This is a genomic window from Promicromonospora sp. NPDC023805 (assembly GCF_040639635.1).
Classification (GTDB): Bacteria; Actinomycetota; Actinomycetes; order Actinomycetales; family Cellulomonadaceae; genus Promicromonospora.
Genome location: NZ_JBFAAH010000022.1, coordinates 14,544 through 35,816 on the forward strand (window position 1 = coordinate 14,544; position 21,273 = coordinate 35,816).

The 21,273-nt window shown below is 72.8% G+C and carries 19 protein-coding genes; 8 read left to right on the forward strand and 11 right to left on the reverse strand.

Features of this window, described 5'->3' with window-relative positions; translation table 11 throughout:
* Positions 1 to 5 precede the first annotated feature (5 nt).
* On the reverse strand, positions 6 to 662 hold the full coding sequence (locus tag AB0F70_RS19990) for an ATP-binding protein (protein ID WP_116673411.1): 657 nt from the start codon (positions 660 to 662) through the stop codon (positions 6 to 8).
* A 166-nt stretch (positions 663 to 828) separates the two neighbouring features.
* Here AB0F70_RS19990 and AB0F70_RS19995 point away from each other — a divergent pair, with 166 nt between their 5' ends.
* Together AB0F70_RS19995 and AB0F70_RS20000 are read left to right on the forward strand one after the other, a co-directional pair.
* Positions 829 to 1,473, forward strand: a complete 645-nt coding sequence (locus AB0F70_RS19995) for an RNA polymerase sigma factor (protein WP_357452133.1) — start codon at positions 829 to 831, stop codon at positions 1,471 to 1,473.
* On the forward strand, positions 1,470 to 2,519 hold the full coding sequence (locus AB0F70_RS20000) for a CU044_5270 family protein (protein WP_357452136.1): 1,050 nt from the start codon (positions 1,470 to 1,472) through the stop codon (positions 2,517 to 2,519). Before AB0F70_RS19995 ends, AB0F70_RS20000 begins: the two co-directional genes overlap by 4 nt.
* A gap of 99 nt (positions 2,520 to 2,618) precedes the next feature.
* On the opposite strand, the gene AB0F70_RS20005 is transcribed toward AB0F70_RS20000, so the two are convergent.
* Positions 2,619 to 3,410, reverse strand: coding sequence for an AraC family transcriptional regulator (locus AB0F70_RS20005; RefSeq protein WP_357452138.1), 792 nt, complete (start codon positions 3,408 to 3,410; stop codon positions 2,619 to 2,621).
* Between the two features lie 51 nt (positions 3,411 to 3,461).
* Between AB0F70_RS20005 and AB0F70_RS20010 the strand changes: the two genes are divergently transcribed.
* Positions 3,462 to 3,875: a DUF2000 domain-containing protein gene (locus AB0F70_RS20010; protein ID WP_357452141.1), complete on the forward strand. Its 414-nt coding sequence runs from the start codon at positions 3,462 to 3,464 to the stop codon at positions 3,873 to 3,875.
* 21 nt (positions 3,876 to 3,896) lie between these two features.
* On the opposite strand, the gene AB0F70_RS20015 is transcribed toward AB0F70_RS20010, so the two are convergent.
* The 3 genes from AB0F70_RS20015 to AB0F70_RS20025 are packed head-to-tail and all read right to left on the reverse strand — an operon-like array spanning position 3,897 to position 6,984.
* A complete protein-coding gene (locus AB0F70_RS20015) occupies positions 3,897 to 4,664 on the reverse strand; it encodes an LUD domain-containing protein (protein ID WP_357452144.1) in 768 nt (255 codons plus the stop codon).
* Positions 4,661 to 6,178, reverse strand: a complete 1,518-nt coding sequence (locus AB0F70_RS20020) for a LutB/LldF family L-lactate oxidation iron-sulfur protein (protein ID WP_357452147.1) — start codon at positions 6,176 to 6,178, stop codon at positions 4,661 to 4,663. Before AB0F70_RS20020 ends, AB0F70_RS20015 begins: the two co-directional genes overlap by 4 nt.
* Positions 6,175 to 6,984 (reverse strand): (Fe-S)-binding protein, encoded by an 810-nt coding sequence (locus tag AB0F70_RS20025; RefSeq protein ID WP_357452150.1) that lies wholly within the window; start codon positions 6,982 to 6,984, stop codon positions 6,175 to 6,177. Before AB0F70_RS20025 ends, AB0F70_RS20020 begins: the two co-directional genes overlap by 4 nt.
* Positions 6,985 to 7,054: 70 nt before the next feature.
* Between AB0F70_RS20025 and AB0F70_RS20030 the strand changes: the two genes are divergently transcribed.
* Complete coding sequence (locus AB0F70_RS20030; RefSeq protein WP_357452153.1) at positions 7,055 to 7,753, forward strand: FCD domain-containing protein; 699 nt, start codon at positions 7,055 to 7,057, stop codon at positions 7,751 to 7,753.
* On the opposite strand, the gene AB0F70_RS20035 is transcribed toward AB0F70_RS20030, so the two are convergent.
* On the reverse strand, positions 7,723 to 8,256 hold the full coding sequence (locus AB0F70_RS20035; protein WP_357452156.1) for a MarR family winged helix-turn-helix transcriptional regulator: 534 nt from the start codon (positions 8,254 to 8,256) through the stop codon (positions 7,723 to 7,725). The two genes, AB0F70_RS20030 and AB0F70_RS20035, sit on opposite strands and share 31 nt — an antisense overlap.
* A 117-nt stretch (positions 8,257 to 8,373) precedes the next feature.
* Between AB0F70_RS20035 and AB0F70_RS20040 the strand changes: the two genes are divergently transcribed.
* Positions 8,374 to 10,659, forward strand: a complete 2,286-nt coding sequence (locus tag AB0F70_RS20040; RefSeq protein ID WP_357452159.1) for an LLM class flavin-dependent oxidoreductase — start codon at positions 8,374 to 8,376, stop codon at positions 10,657 to 10,659.
* Between the two features lie 40 nt (positions 10,660 to 10,699).
* Here AB0F70_RS20040 and AB0F70_RS20045 read toward each other — a convergent pair whose 3' ends face one another.
* Positions 10,700 to 11,611, reverse strand: a complete 912-nt coding sequence (locus AB0F70_RS20045) for a DUF1963 domain-containing protein (protein ID WP_357452162.1) — start codon at positions 11,609 to 11,611, stop codon at positions 10,700 to 10,702.
* A gap of 197 nt (positions 11,612 to 11,808) precedes the next feature.
* On the opposite strand from AB0F70_RS20045, the gene AB0F70_RS20050 reads away from it, so the two are divergent.
* The 3 genes from AB0F70_RS20050 (at position 11,809) to AB0F70_RS20060 (ending at position 15,002) form a co-directional block, all read left to right on the forward strand.
* Positions 11,809 to 12,423, forward strand: coding sequence for a SprT-like domain-containing protein (locus tag AB0F70_RS20050; protein ID WP_357452165.1), 615 nt, complete (start codon positions 11,809 to 11,811; stop codon positions 12,421 to 12,423).
* 4 nt (positions 12,424 to 12,427) lie between these two features.
* Positions 12,428 to 13,468, forward strand: a complete 1,041-nt coding sequence (locus AB0F70_RS20055; protein ID WP_357452168.1) for a 3-oxoacyl-[acyl-carrier-protein] synthase III C-terminal domain-containing protein — start codon at positions 12,428 to 12,430, stop codon at positions 13,466 to 13,468.
* A gap of 109 nt (positions 13,469 to 13,577) precedes the next feature.
* Entirely contained in the window at positions 13,578 to 15,002 is a 1,425-nt protein-coding gene (locus AB0F70_RS20060) for a Gfo/Idh/MocA family oxidoreductase (protein WP_357452171.1), read from the forward strand.
* 63 nt (positions 15,003 to 15,065) lie between these two features.
* Here the strand turns inward: AB0F70_RS20060 and AB0F70_RS20065 are convergent, their stop codons facing one another.
* The 4 genes from AB0F70_RS20065 to AB0F70_RS20080 all read right to left on the reverse strand — a co-directional run bounded on the left by AB0F70_RS20065 (position 15,066) and on the right by AB0F70_RS20080 (position 21,241).
* Complete coding sequence (locus AB0F70_RS20065) at positions 15,066 to 16,640, reverse strand: pectate lyase (protein WP_357452174.1); 1,575 nt, start codon at positions 16,638 to 16,640, stop codon at positions 15,066 to 15,068.
* A gap of 144 nt (positions 16,641 to 16,784) precedes the next feature.
* Positions 16,785 to 17,969 (reverse strand): AEC family transporter, encoded by a 1,185-nt coding sequence (locus tag AB0F70_RS20070; RefSeq protein ID WP_357452177.1) that lies wholly within the window; start codon positions 17,967 to 17,969, stop codon positions 16,785 to 16,787.
* Positions 17,970 to 17,999: 30 nt separating this feature from the next.
* Complete coding sequence (locus tag AB0F70_RS20075; RefSeq protein WP_357452180.1) at positions 18,000 to 19,184, reverse strand: Gfo/Idh/MocA family oxidoreductase; 1,185 nt, start codon at positions 19,182 to 19,184, stop codon at positions 18,000 to 18,002.
* Complete coding sequence (locus tag AB0F70_RS20080; RefSeq protein WP_357452182.1) at positions 19,181 to 21,241, reverse strand: DUF6807 family protein; 2,061 nt, start codon at positions 21,239 to 21,241, stop codon at positions 19,181 to 19,183. Before AB0F70_RS20080 ends, AB0F70_RS20075 begins: the two co-directional genes overlap by 4 nt.
* Positions 21,242 to 21,273 lie beyond the last annotated feature (32 nt).

Here is a 21,273-nt window from a genome sequence, read left to right on the forward strand (position 1 = left end):
GAGGATTACGTGTTCAAGGACTTTTGCACAAGGAGATTCCGGATGTCCTTCTCCGCCTGGGCGGGTGAAGTCTCGCGGCAGCCCAGCGCAACCCACCGCTCGATCATCGCAGGCTCCGCGCGCAGTAGCGAGGTCCCGCGGCGCAGCAGCGTGCCGAGCGGTTTGCGGGCCTCGGCGACGTCCCGGAGGAACCGGAACCAGAAGGTGACCAGCCGCGGCCGGGACAGGCAGATCGCGTCCGCGAGCAGGCCCTCGGCGCGACAGACGTCGACCAGGTGCGCCGCGAAGATGCCCTCGGCGAGGACCAGCGGCGAGTCGCCGATGTCGAGCCGGCGGATGCCCGTCCGGCGCGACGTCGGGATGTCGTACACCGGGACGTCGGCGCGGCCCTCCGTCACGAGCTCGTGCAGCGCGGCGAGCGCGCCCTTGCCGTCCCAGGTCTCGGGGCTGTCCCAGTCCACGCTGCCGTACCGCTGCGGCAGGCCCGGATGGTCGATGTCGAGGTAGAAGTCGTCGAGCTGCACCACCGGCAGCCCGAGGCGCTGCGTGAGCGACGTCTTGCCCGACCCCGACGGCCCGGTCAGCAGCACCACGCGTGCCCGGGGACGCCGGGCACCCGGCGGGAGGTCGAAGAGAGTGGGCTCGGGCGCTGGGTCGGTCACGAGAGGCAATTCTCCCGCACGCGGCGGCCCGCTGCGCGCGCCGTCGATAGTGGGCGCGAACACTTTGGTGTCCTCGCGGCGATACAGGGGTGACAGTGGGTGCGGCGAGGTGAAGGGGAAGCGATATGAGACACGTTCGTACCGGGCCGACGGCGGGACGCCCGACGTGAGCGCGGGAACGGTCCCGCGGGTTGGCGTGTGGGCCGGCGCCAAGGTCCCGATCGGCTTGGTGGCTGCTCCGCAGATCATGACCGACGCCGCGGTGATCGCTGCCGCCGACCAGGACACCGAGCAGTTCGCGGTGCTCTACGACAGGTATGCGGCGGGGCTGTACCGGTACGCCTACCGGCGGGTCGGGGCCGAGCACGCCGAGGACGTCGTGGCGGAGACCTTCGCGATCGCGTTCCGACGCCGGCGTACGTACGACCGGTCGCGGCCGGACGCCCGCCCCTGGCTCTACGGGATCGCCACCAAGGAGATCGCGCGGTGGCACCGGTCCGAGGAGGCGCGGCTGCGGGCCTGGTCCCGGTCCGACGTCAGGCACACCGAGGAGTCGCCCGCGGACCGCGTGGCCGAGCGCGTGAGCGCGAGCGCCGCAGGGCCGGAGCTCGCGGAGGCGCTGCGACGGCTGACCCCGGGCGACCGGGACGTGCTGCTGCTGGAGGCCTGGGGCGACCTCACACAGGAACAGATAGCGCAGACGCTGGGCATCCGGCCGGGTACTGCCCGGTCCCGGCTGCACCGCGCGCGACGACAGGTGCGGGCCGCGCTCGGCGCGGGCGCGACGGACGAGCTGGAGGCGGGACGATGAACGACGAGATGACGATGCTGCGGGCTGCTGGGACAGACCTCGACCCGCCGGGCGGGGCGCCTGCCGCGCTGCGCGAGCGTGTGGTGGCCGGGTTCGTGGCCGACGGCGGCGCAGGTGCGCCCGATCGAGCAGTGGCCGGTGACGTGATCCGGATGCCTCGGCCGTGGGGCCGGCGGGTCGCCCTGGTCGGTGGTGTGGCGGCGGCCCTCACCGGTGCGATGGTCCTGGGGCCGACCTTGGGTGGATCGGGCGACGGCGAGCAGCCGGGCCTGGGGATCGACGCGGCGGCGGCCGCGGTGCTGCAGGACGCGGCAGCGGCCGAGGCGGAGCAGGAGCCGTGGGCTCCGCGGCCGGACCAGTTCGTGTACACGAAGTCCGTCTCGAGCTACTACGAGATGTCAGATGGTGTCGAGGTCCTGACGACGGGCAGCGACGAGACGTGGACCTCGGTCGACGGCCTGCACACGGGGCTCAGCGAGGGCTGGACCGAGCCGAACGAGCTCTACCCGGACGGCAGGCGCGGGTCGGAGCAGCTCACGCCGTGCGCCGAGGGCGACGAGTCGTGGTGCGCGGACCTGCCGGCCTACCCGCAGGACCTCCCCACGGACGGGGACGTCGACGTGATGCTGCAGTACCTGCGGGACAACGCGGTGCCCACTCTGGATCCGTATCCGACCGAGTGGCCGGAAGCGATCCCCGACACCGGAACCTTCGAGCGGGCTGAGGAGCTTCTGGCGCTCGGCAGCCTGCCGCCGCAGGCACGCAGTGCCGTCTTCGGGGCGGTCGCCCTGATCTCGGGAGTGACGGTCACGGGTGAGACCGCTGATGCGGCGGGCCGACCCGGGATCGCGGTCGGGTTCACGTACGCCCAGGGGACTCGGGACGAGCTGATCTTCGACGAGGAGACGAACGAGTTCCTGGGCTTCCGCCAGCTCTGGGCACCGGACAAGCTTGCCGACGGTGTGCCGGCAACCGAGGACGGAGCGATGTACGACGTGGCGCTCCTGGAGTCCGGCATCGTGGACGAGGTAGGCCAGAAGCCCTGACCTGGCGCTCCCGCCAGAGGCCCCTCCGTTGGTCGGGCTTGTCGAGACCCGTCACCTGACGAACCGGGTCTCGACAAGCTCGACCAGCGGTGGGTGGGCTCAGGCCGTGCCGCGTTGGTAGCGGCCCGGCGTGGTGCGCAGGAGGCGGCGGAAGTGCCGGGTCAGGTGCGCCTGGTCGTGGAACCCGGTCGCCACCGCGACGTCGGCCGCCGGCTCTCCGGCCAGGAGCCGACGGCGGGCCAGGTCGAGCCGCCGTCCGACCAGGTACCGGTGGGGCGGGAGGCCGAGCTCACGGGTGAACGCGCGCACCAGGTGCGGCACGGTGACGCCGAGCGCGGTGGCAACCTCGGCGAGCCGGACCGGCCGCGCGGGGTCGGCGTCGAGCAGGTCGCGGGCCCGTCGCGCGGTAGTGGTGCCGCCGGGCTCGCGCGGCGGCGTCGGACGGCCGGAGAGGTGCCAGGCGAGACCCTCCGTGACCAGGGCGAGCAGACTCTCGGCCGCCACGTCCTCGCGCGCGGTGAGCGCCCGGTCCAGGCCGGCGAACCGGGTGCGGAGCGTGTCGTCCGGGACCAGCGGCGCGTCGACGGCCCGGCCGACCAGGCCGTCGTCGAGCACTGTGGGCTCCAGGTAGAGCACGCGCTTGCGGAAGCCGGTGGCGGTCACCGACCGCCCGTCGTGCACCACTCCCGGCGGCAGCACGGTGACCCCGGTGTGCTCGGCCGCGTGCTCCTGCCCGTCCAGGCCGTAGCCGATCAGGCCGCGATCGACGATCAACACGGTCCAGGTGTCGTGGGTATGGGCCGGGTAGGCATGCTCGTGCCAGGCGGCGTGCAGCACCTCGGCGATGCCGGGGAGCTCCGGCCGCCAGGCGCGCACGACATCCCGACTCATGATCAAGAACGTACAAGAATTCAGCCCGACGGCGGCCGCAGTGTGAGCGGTATGACCTTCGAACAAGCCAAGATCGTGATCGTCCTGCGGGACAACCTGCTGGGCTGGCAGGAGAACAACGTGACCGCCTTCCTGGCCAGCGCCGTGACCGCCGCCTACCCGGAGCTCGTGGGGGAGACGTACCGCGACGCCGACGGACGCGACTACCTCGCGATGCTCGGCACCCCGGTCATGGTCATGGTGGCCGACGTCGACCAGCTCGCCGCGATCCGCGAGCGCGCCGCCACACGGGGGCTGCGGATCGGCGTCTACACGGCGGACCTGTTCGCTACGGGGAACGACGTCGACAACCGGGCCGCCGTCGCGAGCGTCGCCACCGAGAAGCTCGACCTGGTCGGGGTGGCGGTGGCGGGCGAGCGCCGCGTCGTGGACAAGGTGGTGAAGGGCGCCAGGCTGCACCCCTGACCCCTGCTGGTCGAAGCGCCCTCAGGACACCAGCACCACGTGCAGCGTCCGGGGGCCGTGCACGCCCTCGACACGTTCGAGCTCGATGTCGCTCGTCGCGCTCGGCCCGCTGATCCAGGTCAGCGGCCGGCCGGGCTCGGCGCCGAGCAGCCGCACCGCCTCGGGGACGGTCTGCACCACCTGGTCGGTCCGGACCACGCACACGTGCACGTCGGGGACCAGGGAGATCGCGCGCCGGCCCTGGTCGGGCTCGCCGTCCAGCACTATCGTGCCGGTCTCGGCGACGGCGACCCGGGCGGCCGTCACGACGGCGTCGATCTCGTCCAGCTCGGCGGCCGACAGGGGTGCGTCGCGAGAGTCGGTGCGCACGTCGGCGTCGTCCAGCGCGGACAGCCAGGAGGCGTCGAGCCCGTGGGGCACGACGACGGCGCGGCGCGGCGCGTGTGTGGTCGGCAGAATGTCAGGTGATCGGTAGTCCGAGCTGCCGATCTCCTGACGTTCTGCCGATCTCTCTGCGAGCACCTGCGCCAGCACGCCCGGCAGGCCTGCGGCGGTCGTCCGGTGGACGTGTGCCTTGTAGTCCTCCAGCCGGTCGACCAGCAGCTCCAGCACGACGTCGGATCCCGGGGCGTGCTCGCCCGCGGACCGGTACTCGCGGGGCACCACCGTGGGGGCCGCCGTCGACCCGGCAGAACCGGCGGAGCCAGCGGGACCAGCGGCGGCGGAACCGGCGTCCGAACCCAGCGCCGCCCGGATGCGCGACAGGATCTCGTCCTTGGCGTTGGTCATCGCCCGTCCTCTCGTGCGTCCCACCAGTCGTGGAACGTCTGCTTCGGCGGCTCCGGGAGGTCCCGGGACCGGGTCCACAGCGAGCCGGGGAACGGCAGCCGCCTGATCACGCCGTTGCGGGAGATCGCGCGCAGCAGCCGCGGGACCCGGGCCGCGCGGCGGAACCGTGCACCGTCCGCCATCGCGAAGGATGCCGCCTTCATCGCCGCCTTCCAGACCCGGTCAGCGGTCTCGGGCGACGCTCCCGACAGGGCCACCTCGCGGGCGCGCAGCTCCACAAGGATCGACGGGATGTCGATCTTGACGGGGCACACCTCGTAGCAGGCGCCGCACAGCGTGGACGCGTACGGCAGGTCCGACTTCTCGCCGGTGAGCTGCGGCGTGAGGATCGCGCCGATCGGGCCGGGGTAGACCGAGCCGTAGGCGTGCCCGCCCACCCGCTCGTACACCGGGCAGACGTTGAGGCACGCCGAGCAGCGGATGCAGTGCAGCGCCGCGCGCCCGGCCTCGTCGGCGAGCACCTTGGTGCGGCCGTTGTCGAGCAGCACCAGGTGGAACTCCTGCGGCCCGTCGCCCGGGGTGACGCCTGTCCACATCGACGTGTACGGGTTCATCCGCTCGCCCGTCGAGGACCGCGGCAGGAGCTGCAGGAACACCTCGAGGTCGTCGAACGTGGGGATCAGCTTCTCGATCCCCATCACGGTGATCAGGGTCTCGGGCATCGTCAGGCACATGCGGCCGTTGCCCTCGGACTCCACGACGACCAGCGTCCCGGTGTCCGCGACGGCGAAGTTGGCGCCGCTGATCGCCACCTTCGCGGAGAGGAACTTGCGCCGCAGGTGCGCGCGGGCCGCCATGGCGAGCTCGCGCGGCACGTCGGTCAGGTCGGGCGGGGCGTCCGCCATCCGCTCCAGGAAGATGTCGCGGATCTCGGTGCGGTTGCGGTGGATGGCGGGCACCAGGATGTGCGACGGCATGTCGTCGGCGAGCTGCACGATCAGCTCCGCGAGGTCGGTCTCGACCGCCGCGATGCCCTCCTCGGCGAGCGCCTCGTTGAGCCCGATCTCCTGGGTGGCCATGGACTTGACCTTGACCACCTCGTCGGTCTCCTTGGCGCGCACCAGGTCGGCGACTATCCGGTTGGCCTCCGCGGCATCCCGTGCCCAGTGCACCACCCCGCCGCGCGCGGTCACGTTGCGTTCGAGCTCCTCGAGCAGCTCCGGCAACCGCGCCATGACGTCCGTCTTCACCGCGGAACCGGCGTCGCGCAGCGCCTCCCAGTCGGGTACCTCGCCGACCACGCGAGCCCGCTTGGTCCGGATGGTCGACGTCGCCTTGCCCAGGTTGCGCCGCAGCTGACCGTTGTCGAGGGCGGCCTTCGCGGCGTCCGGGAACGAGGCGCCCCAGTGCAGCGGGTCCTCCGGACGCCCGACGCCGGACAGGGTCCCTGGCGCGGCGTCCGGGCCGGACCCGCGGCTGTCGCGCGCGGCGGGCATGCCGAGGAACGTGCTCATCGGGCCACCTCCTGCTGGGCGCCGGACCGGCCGGTGCCCGTCTGCCCCGGGACCACTGGCGACTCCCGCGTCGAGGCGAGGATCTCCGCCAGGTGCATGGGCCGCACGCCCGTGCCGCCCCGCGACAGGCCGCCGCCGATATGCATCAGGCATGACCAGTCGCCGGCGGTGAGCACCTCGGCCCCCGTGTCGACGACCGTGGCCACCTTGTCCTGGAGCATCGCCGCGGACGTGTCCGCGTTCTTCAGCGAGAACGTCCCGCCGAACCCGCAGCAGCCCTCGGCCTGGGCCAGTGGTGCCAGCTCCAGCCCCTCGACCGCCCGCAGCAGCCGCTCGGGCTTGTCGCCCACCCCGAGCATCCGCAGCGAGTGGCATGTGGGGTGGTAGGTGACGCGGTGCGGGAACCAGGCGCCGACGTCGGTCACGCCGAGCACGTCGACCAGCAGCTCGGACAGCTCGTACGTGCGCTCTGCGACGGCGCTCGCGGCCCGCGCCTCCGAGTGCAGCCCGGCGCGTTCCAGCACCATCGACTGCTGGTGCCGGATCGACCCCGTGCACGAACCGGACGGCACGACGACGGCGTCCCACTCGCCGTCGGCAACGGGGGCGAACGTGCGCACGTGGTTCTGGACCACCGGGACGGCCTCGGCGAGGTAGCCGGTGTTGACGTGCATCTGGCCACAGCACGCCTGGCCCGCCGGGAACACCACCTCGTGGCCCAGCCGCTCCAGCAGGGTCACGACGGCCCTCGGGGCCTGCGGGAACATGGCGTCGGCGATGCAGGTGGAAGCCAGGGCGATGCGCATGGGCACTCTCCTTCGAGGTCTTACCTCACCATAGCCCACTGTGGACAGACCACAGAAGTACAATCGCCCGGTGAGAACCCACGAGCGCGTCCTGGCCCAGATCGAGACAGGCCTGAGCGCGGGCAAGTGGTCCATCGGCGAGCGGCTCCCGGCGGAGCGGGCGCTCGCGGAAGAGCTGGGGGTGTCCCGCCCGTCCGTGCGCGAGGCGATCCGCATCCTGGAGGCGATGGGCATCGTGCGCACCGCAGTCGGCTCGGGCCCGAGCGCGGGGGCCACCGTGATCGACCGGCCTGCCGCCGGCCTCGGCGCGGCGGTCCGGCTGCACGTGGCGTCGGGCACGCTGCCCGTGTCCGACGTCGTCCGCACGCGCGTGCTGCTGGAGGCCGGTGCGGTGCGCGACGCCGCCGCACGAGCGACCGACGACGCCGCGCTGGCGCGGGCGCGGGAGCATGTAGAGGCGATGGCGGACCCCGGTCTCGACGCCGCCGCTTTCCTGGAGCACGACCAGGACTTCCACATCGAGCTGGCCCGCCTGGGCGGGAACCAGCTCGTCGAGGCCATCCTGAGCGGCATGCGGGCCGCCGTCGCCTCCTACGTGACGGCGGGCGCGGAGGCCGTCCAGGAATGGCCGAGGACGGCCGCGCGCCTCTGCGCCGAGCACCGCGCGATCCTGGACGCCGTCGCGCGGCACGACGGCGTCCAGGCGGAGCGCCTGATGCGCGAGCACATCGAGGGGTTCTACCGCGAGACGGGCCTGGGCGAGCGCTGACCCCGGCGGGGGTGCTGCGTGGTCGCTTCGACGACCGTGCGGCACGGGTTGTCGTCCGGGCCGGTGCCGGTGGCGGCGCGCTCCAGGAGATGGCGGAGCAGCAGGCGCTGCTCCGGCTCGAGCCCCGAGAGCAGCTCCTCCTCCGCGGCCGTGACGCGGGCCTGCATCGCGGCGAGCACCTCGAGGCCCTTGTCCGTGGCGACGATGCGCCGCGCGCGCCGGTCGGCCGGGTCGAGCTGCCGCTCGACCAGCCCGCAGCCCTCGAACGCGTCCAGCAGATAGGTCATCACCGTGCGGTCGATGCCCAGCGTGGCGGCGAGCGCCGCCTGGCTCGGCAGGTTGCCGTGCACCACCGCCGTGAGCAGCTGGTAGCCGCGCGTGCCCTGCGGCAGGTCGTCGGCCGCGGCGTCGACCCGGGCGCTCCAGTCGCGCAGGAGCGCGGCGAGCGACCAGCCGAACAGGGAGTGCTGGTCCGCGCGGGTCTCGGTGGGCGTGGTGCTCATGCGCCCATCCTACGGGAATGTGCGGTCTCTCAGAAGAGTTGTTGCTAATATCATCTTCTGGACAGACGATCTGCCGCGAGGTGCGGCGGACGAGGCGACACGAGGGACACCGCACGCATGACCGACTACGGGCACGAGCTGCTCTTCGGCACGTTCATCACTCCCACCAACAGCGACCCGCAGGCGCCCGTCCGGCTGGCGCAGCTCTCCGAGCAGCTGGGCCTCGACCTGGTCACCTTCCAGGACCACCCGTACCAGCCGTCGTTCCTCGACACGTGGACCCTGATGTCCTGGGTCGCCGCGCAGACCGAGCGCATCCACATCTCCGGGAACGTGCTCAACCTGGGTATGCGCCAGCCGGCCCTCGTGGCCCGCTCGGCCGCGAGCCTCGACCTGCTCAGCGGCGGCCGGTTCGACATGGGCGTTGGCGCCGGCGGCTTCTGGGACGCGATGGCGGCGATGGGCGCGACCCGCCGCACACCCGCCGAGTCCGTGGACGCCCTCGAAGAGGGCATCGAGATCATGCGCGGCATCTGGGACGCGACCAACCGCACCCCGCTGCGCGTACCGGGAAAGTTTCACCAGGTCGACGGTGCCAAGCGCGGCCCCGCCCCCGCGCACGACATCCCGATCTGGCTCGGCGCGTACAAGAAGCGGATGCTCCGCCTCACCGGCGCGAAGGCCGACGGCTGGCTGCCCTCCCTGCCCTACTTCAAGGAGGGCGACCTCGCCCGGGGCAACACGACCATCGACGAGGCCGCGGAGGAGGCCGGGCGCTCGCCGAGCGAGATCCGCCGTCTGCTGAACCTGGGCGGGGCCATCACCGACCGCTCGTCGGGCCCGCTGCAGGGTCCCGCCGACCAGTGGGTCGAGGAGCTCACGCTCCTGGCGCTCGAGGACGGCGTCAGCGGGTTCATCGTCATGGGCGACGACCCGGACCAGATCCGGGCGTACGCGCAGGAGGTGGCCCCGGCGGTGCGAGAGGCGGTGGCGGCGGAGCGCCGGTCGGCCGGCACCGTGCCGGCGTCCGCCCGCCGTGGTGCGGTGGCGCTGACCGCGCGACGGCAGGGGATCGACTACGACTCGCTCCCGCCGGAGCTGGCGGCGCGGGCGGTGGAGCCGGGCGACCGCGAGTACGAGGCGGTGCGGCACAACTACCTGCGCTCCGGCGCGCCGGGCCTCGTGCTGCGTCCACAGGGTGTGGACGAGGTCGCGTCGGGCCTGGCCTGGGTGCAGAAGCAGGGCGTCGAGCTCGCCGTCCGCTCGGCCGGGCACGGGATCTCCGGCCGGTCCACGAACGACGGTGGCGTGGTGCTCAGCATGCGGGGCCTGCGGTCGGTCGAGGTGGTCGACGAGGCCACGCGCCGCGTGCGGATCGGCGCGGGGGCCACCTGGGGCGAGGTGGCGGCGGCGCTCGCACCGCGCGGCTGGGCCATCACGTCGGGCGACTACGGCGGCGTGGGCGTCGGCGGGCTCGGCACCACCGGCGGCATCGGGTTCCTGGGCCGGCTGCAGGGCCTGACGATCGACCACGTGGTCGCCGCCGAGGTGGTCACGGCCGACGGTCGCGTGCTGCACGCCTCCCGCGACGAGCACCCAGACCTGTTCTGGGCGCTGCGCGGCGCCGGCGGGAACATGGGCGCGGTGACCTGGCTGGAGATCGAGGCCGGAGCCGTCGGCGACGTCGTCTTCTCGCAGATGACGCTCGACGCGACCGATACGGCGGGGCTGCTGGAGAAGTGGGGCGCCGCCGTCGAGGCGGCCCCGCGCGGGCTCACGTCGTTCATGATCCTGGGGCGGGGACGCGGGGGTCAGGCGCCGATGGCCCAGCTCATGACGGTGATCGCGGCAGAGGGCGCCGACGCCGACCCGGACGAGGCCATCGCCCAGCTGGAGCTGCTGGCCGACGCAGGTCCGCTGCTCGGCCACCAGGCGCAGCTGCTGCCCTACTCGGGAGTCGTCCGGCAGGAGGACGCCCACCACTCGGGCGGCGGTGACCCGTCCGCCCGCTCCGGCCTGCTGACCCACCTCGACCAGGGCACCAGCCGGGCGATCGAGCGGCTGCTTGCCACGGGGGAGTCGTACTTCACGTCGATCCGGGCGACGGGCGGCGCCGGGAACGACGTCGCGCCCTCCGCTACCGCGTACGCGCACCGGCACCAGAACTTCGCGCTCTCGGCGCTCGCCGGAGACCAGGACCGGATCAACCAGGCGTGGGACGCCGAGATCGGGCCCGTGATGGACGGCTCGTACCTCTCCTTCGACACCGACAGCCGGCCCGAACGGCTGCTGGAGGCGTTCCCGGAGCCGACGCTCGCCAGGCTGCGCACGGTGAAGGCCACATACGACCCGTCGAACGTGTTCCGGACCAACTTCCCGATCCCGCCGGCCGACGGAGCGTAGGGCTCCCCGCACGTCAGCGAGGTCCGGGCCGCCGGCACGACTATTGGTACTCGCTGACCGTGGTCACGGAAAACGCCTTGTCCAGCCGGCCGGCTGCCAGGTCGTCGTGGCGGATCGCGAAGCTCCCGTAATAGAACTCGTCGTCCAGGGAGAAGACGACGAGCGACATCCACTCACTCGTCAGCCGGTACTGCTCCTGTTCCAGATGGGAATACCACCGCCCTTTCGGGATGACGACCTCGCCGGCCATCTCGCGCACCACGAGCGTCCGCCCCGCAAGGCTCTCGATCACCTCATCGTCGACGTACCCGCCGAGATATGCGCTGGCGAACCCTTCGTCCGGCGGCCAGAGGTCGTGGGCCAGAGCGCAGAGCTCGTCCAGGTGCGGCAGTTCGCGCTGGAGGTCACGGGCCAGCTGCTGCTGGAAGGGCGACTGGTCCTCCTCGTCCTCCTCCTCTTTGTCCTCGTCCGGCGCGATCCAGGTGGGCAGCTCCACGCAGAGCGTGGCGCTGACGTCGTACTGCTCGCCGACGGGCTGGAAGTCGGAGGGTTCTGCGACCGCGGTCTCGGTGCCGGCCGGGACATGCACGACTCGTGAGAACTGCTGGTCTCCGGCCTCGGTGGCCAGGTGGTCCTTCTCGTGGTTCAGGAAGAACAGCAGCGAGCCGTCTACCGGCAGGTCGAAGCCGTCGATCCTCGGCAGCAGCGCACAGTCGACGGAGAAGATGAAAGGCAACCGACCGAACTCGTCGGACGGCCAGCCTTCGTCCACCGGCAGCCGGGGCAGCCCACGGAATTGTCCGACCGGAACACCGCGGGAGCCGCCGCTCAACCGGATCGACAGTCGGAGGTGTTCGATGAACCTGCTGATCTCATCGTCCGGGACGTTCCCCAGGGCGAGCGCGGCGCGACGAAACTGCCCTTGATGATCCATGGCCCAGGATGATGCCACGACTTTCCACGACGAGAGGGCAGGTCAACCAGGTCCGGGACGCGGAGATCGGGTCCGTGACGGACCCCGGGCCGGTGGCTCCGCGGCTCGCTTGCACAGGCTGTGGATAACCTCGCGTGGGTGTCAGTGGAGCCCCGTAGGTTCGACAGCGTTCGGAACGGCCGGACACAATCATCACGATCACCGCAGGGGTACGCATGAACCTTGTCGCCGCCTCGCGCCTGGCGCGCGAGCTGATGGACCAGCACGGCCTGAAGGCCTGGACCTTCGAGTTCGACGACGCCGTACGGCGCGCCGGGATGTGCAGCTACGGCAAGAGGCGCATCAGTCTCTCCGCGCCGCTCACCCGCATCCATGACGAGCGAGAGGTGCGGGACACGATCCTGCACGAGGTGGCGCACGCGCTAGCGGGGCCGAAGGCGAAGCACGGGCCGGTGTGGCGCGAGGTGGCGGTGCGGATCGGGTGCTCGGGCCGGCGGTGCGTCGACCCGTCCGCGCCGTCCATCGACGGGCCATGGGTCGGGGCGTGCCCGGCGGGCCACCGGACGACGCGGTTCCGCCGCCCGCCGGGCATCATGTCCTGCCGGTCGTGCCGACCGCGGTTCGACCTGGCCAACCTGGTCGCGTGGACGTACAAGGGCCGCAACGCGGCGATGGGCGAGCGGTACGACGCCCAGCTGCGCGGCGCGCTCCGCGAGGTGGGCGAGACGCTGGAGACGGGGCCGGGAGCCGAGGAGCGCGTGGTGCGGGCCGCCAGGGGGCGGGTTCCGGGTCTGGCTGTCGAGCCGTTCGACCTCAGCGCGTTACGTTGAACCCATGGCTACGTCGCCCGTAATCGCACTCCCGACCGGCGCTGCCGGCTCCCGCATCATCGGTCTCGGCCACCACCAGCCGCCGAGGACGCTCACGAACGATGACATCGCCGGACTGGTGGAGACCAACGACGAATGGATCCGGTCGCGTACCGGCATCGTCACCCGCCACATGGCAGCCGACGACGTCACCGTCGCCGACATGGCCACCGCCGCCGCCGAGCACGCGCTCGCCGACGCCGGTGTGACCGCCGACGAGGTCGACCTGGTGATCGTCGCGACGGCGACCAACGACGACCGCTCGCCCAACACCGCCGGGCGGGTCGCGTACGCGCTGCGTACCGGAGTCCAGCCGGGGGCCTCGACGCCGGAGGGTGAGGAGGCGCCGGACCTGCGGAACGTCGTGGGCCCGGCGGCCATCGACATCAACGTGGCCTGCTCGGGTTTCGCGCACGGGATCGGCCTCGCCGACCAGGCGATCCGCACCGGGTCGGCGCGTACGGCCCTGGTGATCGGCTCCGAGAAGCTGACCGCGTACACCGACTGGACCGACCGTTCGACGTGCATCCTCACGGCCGACGGCGCGGGCGCCGCGGTGCTGCGGGCCGCTGACGTGCCCGCCGTCGGACCGGTGGTGTGGGGCTCGGAGCCGGAGCTCACGCCCGCGGTGCGCATCGAGGCGCCGGAGGTCAAGTTCCAGCAGGACGGCCGGGCGGTCTTCAAGTGGGCGATCACGCGTGCCGCCGACCGGGCGCGGGAGGTCGTGGCCGCGGCCGGGCTGAGCCTCGACGACATCGAGGTGCTGGTCGCGCACCAGGCCAACCTGCGGATCATCGAGCCACTGGCCAAGGCGCTCGGGCTGGAGGGCAAGGTAGTGGTCACGGACATCACGGAGTCGGGCAACACGTCGGCGGCGTCGATCCCGCTGGGACTGTCCAAGTGGTGGCACGCGGGCAGGATCCCGGCGGGTGTGCCCGCTCTGCTGTTCGGGTTCGGCGGCGGGTTCGCGTGGGCCGGCCAGGTGGTGCTGACCCCCGAACGGTGAGTCCGGGCGGTTGGCCCGGAGGGCATGGACAGCGCTTTCCCAGCGCCGTATCGTTTCAATCCCATCCCTCCCACCCGACGTCGACGACGACCGAAGGAGCTCCTCACCGATGCCCGAGCCGATCACTGAGCCCACCATCGAGCCGACCACCGAGCCGATCACCGGTCCGACACAGGAGCCGGTGCCGCCGTCGGGCCCGCTGCCCGAGGGCCGCCGCCGCTACGCGGTGGTCGGAACGGGGCACCGCGCGTCCATGTACATCAACGCCCTGATCGGCACGCACGCGCCGGACGGGGAGATCGTCGCCTGGGTCGAGCCCAACCCGGTGCGCGCGGCGGCGTACGAGGCGCGCGTGGCGGCCGCGCTCGGGGGCATCCGGCCCGTGTACGCGCCGGACGACCTCGAGAAGGCGATCGCCGAGCAGTCCGTCGACCGCGTGATCGTCACCTCGATCGACCGCACGCACGGCGACCTGGTGGCGCGCGCGCTGCGGGCCGGCGCGGACGTCGTCGTGGAGAAGCCCCTCGCGGCCCACCCGGACCAGGCCCGCCAGATCGTGGACGCCGTCGCCGAGACGGGGCGTGACCTCGTCACGACGTTCAACTACCGCTACTCGCCGCGCAACAGCGCGCTGCGCCAGGTCATCGCGAGCGGCGAGATCGGCCGCGTGCTGTCGGTGCACTTCGACTGGGCCCTCGACACCGTGCACGGCGCCGACTACTTCCGGCGCTGGCACCGCGAGAAGGTCAACAACGGCGGCCTGCTGGTGCACAAGTCGAGCCACCACTTCGACCTGGTCAACTGGTGGATCGACGGTGTGCCGCGGCGCGTCTTCGCCACGGGCGGCCGGCGCTTCTACGGCGACGACGGCGCGCACGAGACCGGCTACGAGCCCACCGACGCCGAGCGCGCGCTGAACGAGCGCGGCATCGACCCGTGGCAGCTCTCCGTGGAGAAGAACGAGTGGCTGTCCACGCTGTACGGGCCAGAGGCCCAGGCGGTGGACGGTTATGTGCGTAACCGGTCGGTGTTCGACGAGGGGATCACTACCGAGGACACGCTGGGGCTCGTCGTCGAGTACGAGGGTGGCGCCCTGCTGACCTACTCGCTCACCGCGCACGCGCCCTGGGAGGGCTACCGCGTGGTGGTGAACGGCACGCGCGGCCGGGCGGAGCTCGAGGTCGTCGAGCGCGGCTCGGTGGAGTTCGGCGAGAACGGCGCGGCGATCCTCGACCCGAGCGCTACCGAGGTGTTCGAGCAGGATCCGGTGCGGCCGATCGGCGAGCGGCTCGTGGTGCAGCGGCACTGGGAGCGGGCCGAGGAGCGGCCGATCGTGCGCGGCGGCGGCGGGCACGGTGGCGGCGACGCGCTGCTCCTGGCCAGCGTGTTCGCGCCGGCTGCGGAGCCGGACCCGCTGGGCCGGGTGGCCGGCTACGTCGACGGCGTGCGCGCGTCGTCGGTGGGCTACGCGGGCAACCGCTCGCTGGAGACAGGCGACCCGGTCCGCATAGCGGACCTCGATCTGGGCGCCTGACCCGAGCTCCGCGAAGTAGAGCGTGCGTCCGGACGCACGCTCTACTTCGCGGTGGCGGCGGCGTTACCTCGGCAGGTCCGGGTCCAGGACGCCCGCGCCCGCGAACGTCGTGACCACCCACGGGACCGCCGCCGCAGGCAGCGGCCGGTACCGGTACGCGTCGGACGGCGACCAGCGGGCCTCCTCGGCCAGCGGCGTCGACGTCGTCGCGTTGTACGCCGCCAGGAGGTCCGCCGACCGGCCGTTCAGCACCGTGCCCGACTCGCTGATCATCGTGCCGCCGTACGCGCCAACGACCAGCGCGGGATCGGTCCCGCGCGCCAGCGAGACCGCGTTGTTCTCGACGACGAGGCTCGACTCCTTGCCGGCGCCCCAGTAGTACTGGAACCCGCCCGCCTCGGCCTGCCGGCGGGTCTGCCGGTAGTAGTTGTTGTAGACGTGCACGTCACCGAACCGGACCCGCGGCGCGCGCTGCCCGATGTCCTGCCAGTAGTTGTGGTGCAGCGTCACGCGGTGCTGCCCGCGGTCCTGGAGGCGCGAGTCGGACGAGCCGATCAGCATCGTCTTGTCGTGCTTGAGGAACTCGTTGTAGGACACCGTCACCAGGTCGGAGCCGTGCGTGATGTCGAGCAGGCCGTCGTGCACCTCGAACGGCCGCCCGAAGACCACGGGGAGCGACTCGACGGGGTGCGCGCCGTCGTCGAACGTGGAGTGGTCCACCCACACGCTGGTCGACGTCCACAGCGACACGTTGTCGTAGGCGGAGTTCCAGTTGCCGGCGTCGCCGTCGCCCGGGCTCCACTGCGGGAAGCAGTCGTAGCCGTCGGAGAACCGCATGTTCCGGAGGATGACGTTGTGCGCGTCCCGGATCCGGACGTTCGCCCCGGAGATCCGGGCGTCGTCGCCCACGCCGACCATCGTCACGTTCGAGCCGACGTGCTGCTGCGTCTGGGCGGCCTGCACGCTCGCGGCCCTGACCCGCGCCTCCTCCAGCGGGCCGGACGGGGCGGTCCAGCCCCACGGGCCGGACGGGTCGAAGTGCGCGATGTAGTCGTCCATCGAGAACGGTTCGCCGGTGTCCCCGACGGTCACCTGCGCGGCGAAGTCCTCGCAGGTCAGCCGGGTCCCGTCCGCCGCGGTGAAGGCATCGATCTCGCCCGTGACGTACACGATCCGCGGGACCTGGTTGGTACGGGCGTCGGTCTGGCTGCCGCCCGCCCGGCCTGCGAGGGCGTCCCGCAGCTCCTGCCAGGTGTCCACCTCGTAGACCTCGGCGGGCGCCGCCGCCGCGCCGCCCGTCGTCGGCGTGGCCTGCCGCTCCACACGCTCGGGGAACGTCGGGCCGGACCAGGCGGCCCACCCGTCGTCGGCCGCGATGGTCGCGCGGCCCAGGTCGGTGTGCTGCCCGTGTCCCGGGTATCCGCCCGAGGTGTGGCCGACGGCGGCCGCCGCTGGCCCTGCGACGGGGCTCGCCTCCACAGGCTGCCCGACGGCGACCAGCGCGCCGGCCATGCCGACGGTGAGCGCCAGCGGCAGCACGAAGGACCGGGTAAGAGGGCTGCCGGCCGGCAGCGCGAGGGCGTTCCCCGACGTCGGGCCGACGGCGCGGCGTGGGTGCGGGGATGGTCGTGTTCGCATGTGACTCCTTCGTCCATGACACCGGCCGCCCGCCATGGGAAACCGGTTTCTCACACGATGCCAGCCAGCCCGCTCCACCACAAGACCCGGGGATCAGGACGTGCGGGAATCACCCCGGAGCGCGGGCCCCCGCGGCAGCCGCCGTCAGCCGGTGAGCGCGCCGACGGCCACCAGGACGGGCACGCACAGCGCCGTCGTCCAGACCGTCGCGCGCGCCGCGACGCCGTCGAACACCCCGTACCGGGTGGCGTACGTCGTGACGTTCACGGCGGTGGGCAGCGCGGCCATGGTGACGACGAGGGCAAGGGCCGCCGGGTCCAGCCCCACGGCGGTGCCGACTGCCCACGCCGCGAGCGGGTGCAGGACGTTGCGTACCAGGACGGCGAGGGCGACCACTGCCCGCACGAGCAGCCGGTCGCGGCCCGTCCACCAGGGGGTCGACGCCGGAGTCGCCGGAGCCCCGTCCGGGCTCGCCGCTGGTGCGCCGTCGGAGCTGTGCCGCGACCCGGTGCCCGCCCCCGGCGGCGTGAGCGCGGGCATCGGCACCGCGAGCGTCATGCCGAACGTCAGCAGGCCGAGGGGCGGGGCCGCCGCACCGATCAGGTCGAACGGGATGAGGGCGACCTCGGGCAGCCGGACCCCGGTCAGCTCGCTCACCACCGCGACCAGCAGCCCGGCGAGCGTGCCGACCGTTATCGGGTTCCGGACGGCCGCGAGCAGCACGCGGACCACCGACGTCCAGCCGGACCGTGCGGTGGCCCGGCGCGCACCGGCTGCCGGACTCCCGGGCCCGCCCCCTGGCCCGCCCCCTGGCACGCCCCCTGACGCGGCCCCCGAGCGGTCGAGCACCGCGAGCGTCAGCGGCGCCAGCACGAGCAGCTGGAAGAGCAGGGTGGGCACCACGGCGAGTGCGTCGTCGAACAGATAGACCGCTAGCGGGATGCCGATGTTGCCACCGTTGACGTAGACGGCGGCGAGCGTCGTCACGGCGGTCGGGCCTGCCGGGAGCCGCAGCACCCACCGGGCCACCCCGGCCGTGAACAGCGCGAGCGCCGCGGTGGTGGCCCAGGTGACGGCGGCACCGCGCGAGACGACGTGCGCGAGGTCGGTGCCGGCGAGCGTGCTGAACATCAGCGCGGGGGCGCAGATCGTGAACGACAGCGTCGCCAGGATCGCGCGTGCTCCTGCGCCGTCTGCCGCCTCGTCGCTCGGGGCGTCCCGGCTGGTGCCGCGGGAGATCCGGTGGCCGGCGAGGAGGCCCCGCCGCTGGATCACCCAGCCCAGCGCGACTATGCAACCCATGGACACGATGGCAGTCAGTACGGACAACACACGAGCACCCTCCCACGGTCGGGTGTGTCAGCTCCCGACCGTCCAGGGGGCGCCGAGCTCCGTGAACGTGCGCTGCTCGCGTGCGGCCCGCTCGCACCACTCGGCGACGTCGTGCACCACCGGATGGCGCGAGTCGCCCTCCGGGTTGCCCTGGGTGCCGCCGAGCTTCACCGGTGGGCCGCCGTCGGGAGCCGCGGCGATCCCGTCCGCCCAGTCCACGTACGCGTCGCCGATGGGCGCGGGGTCGGGCGCGGTCCGCACGGCCTCGAGCACCTGCATGAAAGCGCCGGTGTCCCGCACGTCGCACAGGAGCCGTTCCCCGGTGCGGGCCAGGAGGAGATTCTCCAGCAGGTCCGTCCGGCCGTACTGCTTCTCCGCGACGACGCGTCCGGTGCGCAGCCGCACCACGTCGTGCTCGTACTCGAGCTCGATCTCGCCCTCGGTCCCCAGCACCAGGACGCGGGCCGGGGTGCGCTCCGCCGCGCAGAGCGTGAGCCCGAACCCGTACCGTGTCCCGTCCGTGCCGACGGCCCGCAGGGACGACGTGTCGTCGGCCTCTATCGGGTTGGCCCGCCACAGGTCGGTGTTCACGTAGGCGATGTCCGTGCTGGCCCGGGCGCCGCCGACCCACAGGGCGGTCGCGACGGCGTGCGCGAGCGGGTTGGTCACCACGCCGTCGACCACCGCGCGGTCACCCATGCGGCGCCGCCCCGCCCAGGGCGAGCGCGCCCAGTACGCGGCGGTCCGGACCCAGGTCCCGATCGCGCCGATCCCGGTCACCTGCCCCACCTCGCCGCGCGCGATCATGTCGACGACGGCGGGCAGCGCGTGCGACCCGAAGGTCTGGAACCCGACCTGGCAGAGCCGCCCCGTCCGCTCCGCCACGGCCACGAGCTCGGCATGCTCGGTGAGCGAGGCGGTGGTCGGCTTCTCGAGCAGCACGTCGATGCCCGCCTCCATCGCCGCCCGCGCGAGCGGCAGGTGCGTGTGGATGGGCGTGGAGAGCACCACTATGTCGGGCAGCGCGTCGGCGTCCGCCGACAGCAGGTCACCCAGGTTCGCGAACCACGACGCCGGGGCGTCATCGGGCTCCCGCGGGTCGACGACGGCGCTCAGCCGCGCCAGCCCCCTGTTCTCCAGGTCCGCGACCTTCCGGAGGTGCGAGCTGCCGTGGCCGTGGATGCCGACGACGGCGATCTTCGGCAGGCTCACCGTTCGCCTCCGTCGGTCAGGTGGGCCGCGAGCGCGGCGGCGGCCGAGCTCGTGAGCTCCGTGTCGAGCAGGACGGCGACGAGGTCGAGCTGCAGGGAGCTGCCCGCCGGGACGAGCAGCGGCGAGTCCCAGGCGAGCGCCGGGCAGGCGCCGGGGTACTCGGCACTACGCAGGAACCACGGCCGGACCTGACCTGGCTGCACCAGCAGGAGGGTCGTGGACCGGCCGCCGTGCCGCTGCACGAACGCCACCCACGGCGACGAGCTGCCGTGTGCGCGGTTCTCACCGGTGCCGCCCGCCGACATGACGGACGTGCTCTCGGCGATGGGCAGGCGCCAGAACAGGCCGCCGTAGCCCGCACCCGGCCTGCCGTTGGTGGCGGGAGAACGGATCTCCAGGGGGCCGTGGTCGGCGTGCAGGGTGGAGCGCCAGTCGAGCACCCAGCCGGGTGCGGCGGGGGACCCGGGGATCTGGGGGAGCAGGCGCGCGGTGATGCGGCGCTCCTCGCGCAGCTGCGGTTCGCCGTGCTCGTCGGACCACAGCACGTCCTCGACCAGGACCTCGCCGGCCTCGGCGCCCGTACCGGGCGGGCGGGCGGTGGGCGAGGCCTCGACGCGGATGCCCTCCGACGTCTGGCGGCCGTGGTTCTTGAGCAGCGTCGGACCGACGTCCTCGATGAAGGTGCGGCCGCCCCAGTGGCTGGTCCCGTTCACGTCGGGCACCGCGATGCCGACGCCGTAGTGGTGCCGGTGGTCGACCGGGCTCACCTCGGTGAGCGGCACGCCCGCCAGGGTGTGCACCGGGTGCAGGTAGGGACGCCGGGCGTGCACCTTCGGCATCCGGTCGCCCGCGTCGCGCCGGACCAGCTCCAACCCGTCGCCGCAGGTCAGCATGACCGTCTCGGTCTCAGGATCGGCGGGTACCGACCAGGTCGGGGCAGCCGTTGGTGGCACGGTGGGGATCTCCTCCCGCTGCGTGCGGGCGACGTCGTCGTCCGTGATGTGCACGCGTTCCGGGCCCTGCCGTACGGGCCCGGTACTCCCGCGCACCTCCAGGCTGGGCGTGAATCGAGCAGAGCTTGCGGGGTGGGCATCGTCGTCGATCACGGCGTGCAGCTCCCTCCAGGCGTGTCGGCCGAGCTCGGCCTGCGGCACCGCGACCGTCGTCAGCGCGGGTGTGGCGTAGCGGGACAGTTCGATGTCGTCGAAGCCGGCCACCGAGATGTCGGCGGGTACGGCCACTCCTGCCTCGTTCAGGCCTGCGAGCAGGCCGAACGCGACGAGGTCGTTGAAGGCCACCGCTGCGGTGGCTCGGGTTGCCAGGACGGCGGGCGCGGCGAGGTGACCCGCCTGGATGTCCGGTCCGGCGGGCAGGTCGATGATCTCGAGGTCCGCGTGCTGCATCCGGGCGCGGGCGAGGCCTGCGCGGCGCAGCTCGTCGGAGGCGCTCCGCACCGGGCCGCCGAGGTAGACGATGCGGCGGTGGCCGAGCGCCACCAGGTGCTCGACCACCTGGAGAGCGGCGTCCTCGTAGTCCACGACCAGGCTGGGCGCCGCTCCACCGGTCTCCCGGTTGACCAGTACAACCGGTTCGACGTCGGCGATGAGCGCCGCCAGCTCGGCGTCCCCGATGCGCGGCGACACGAGCACCAGGGCATCGCAGCGCATGCGGGCCTCCAGCGCGATGGCGCCTTCCTGCTGGTCGTCCTCGACCGTGTCCGCGACGAGCACGCGGTAGCCGTCCTCGGCCGCGCCGTCCATGACGCCCCGCAGGATCTGCTGGAACACCGGATTACCGAGGTCGGGAACCACGAGGGCCACGGTCTGGGTACGGCCGAGCGCGAGGCTCCGCGCGGCGTTGCTGGGCCGGTAGCTCAGCCCCGCCGCCGCCACCCGCACGCGTTCCGCGATGGTCGCGTCGACGGTGCTCCGCCCGTTCATCACGCGCGAGACGGTTGCCCGTGACACGCCGGCCGCCGTCGCGACATCCCCGATCGTGGCCGTGACACGGCGCTGACCTGTGCGCTGACCGGCGCCCCGTGCGCTGCCGCTGACCATCTGCTCTCCGTCCGTAACCCTCGTCCGACCGA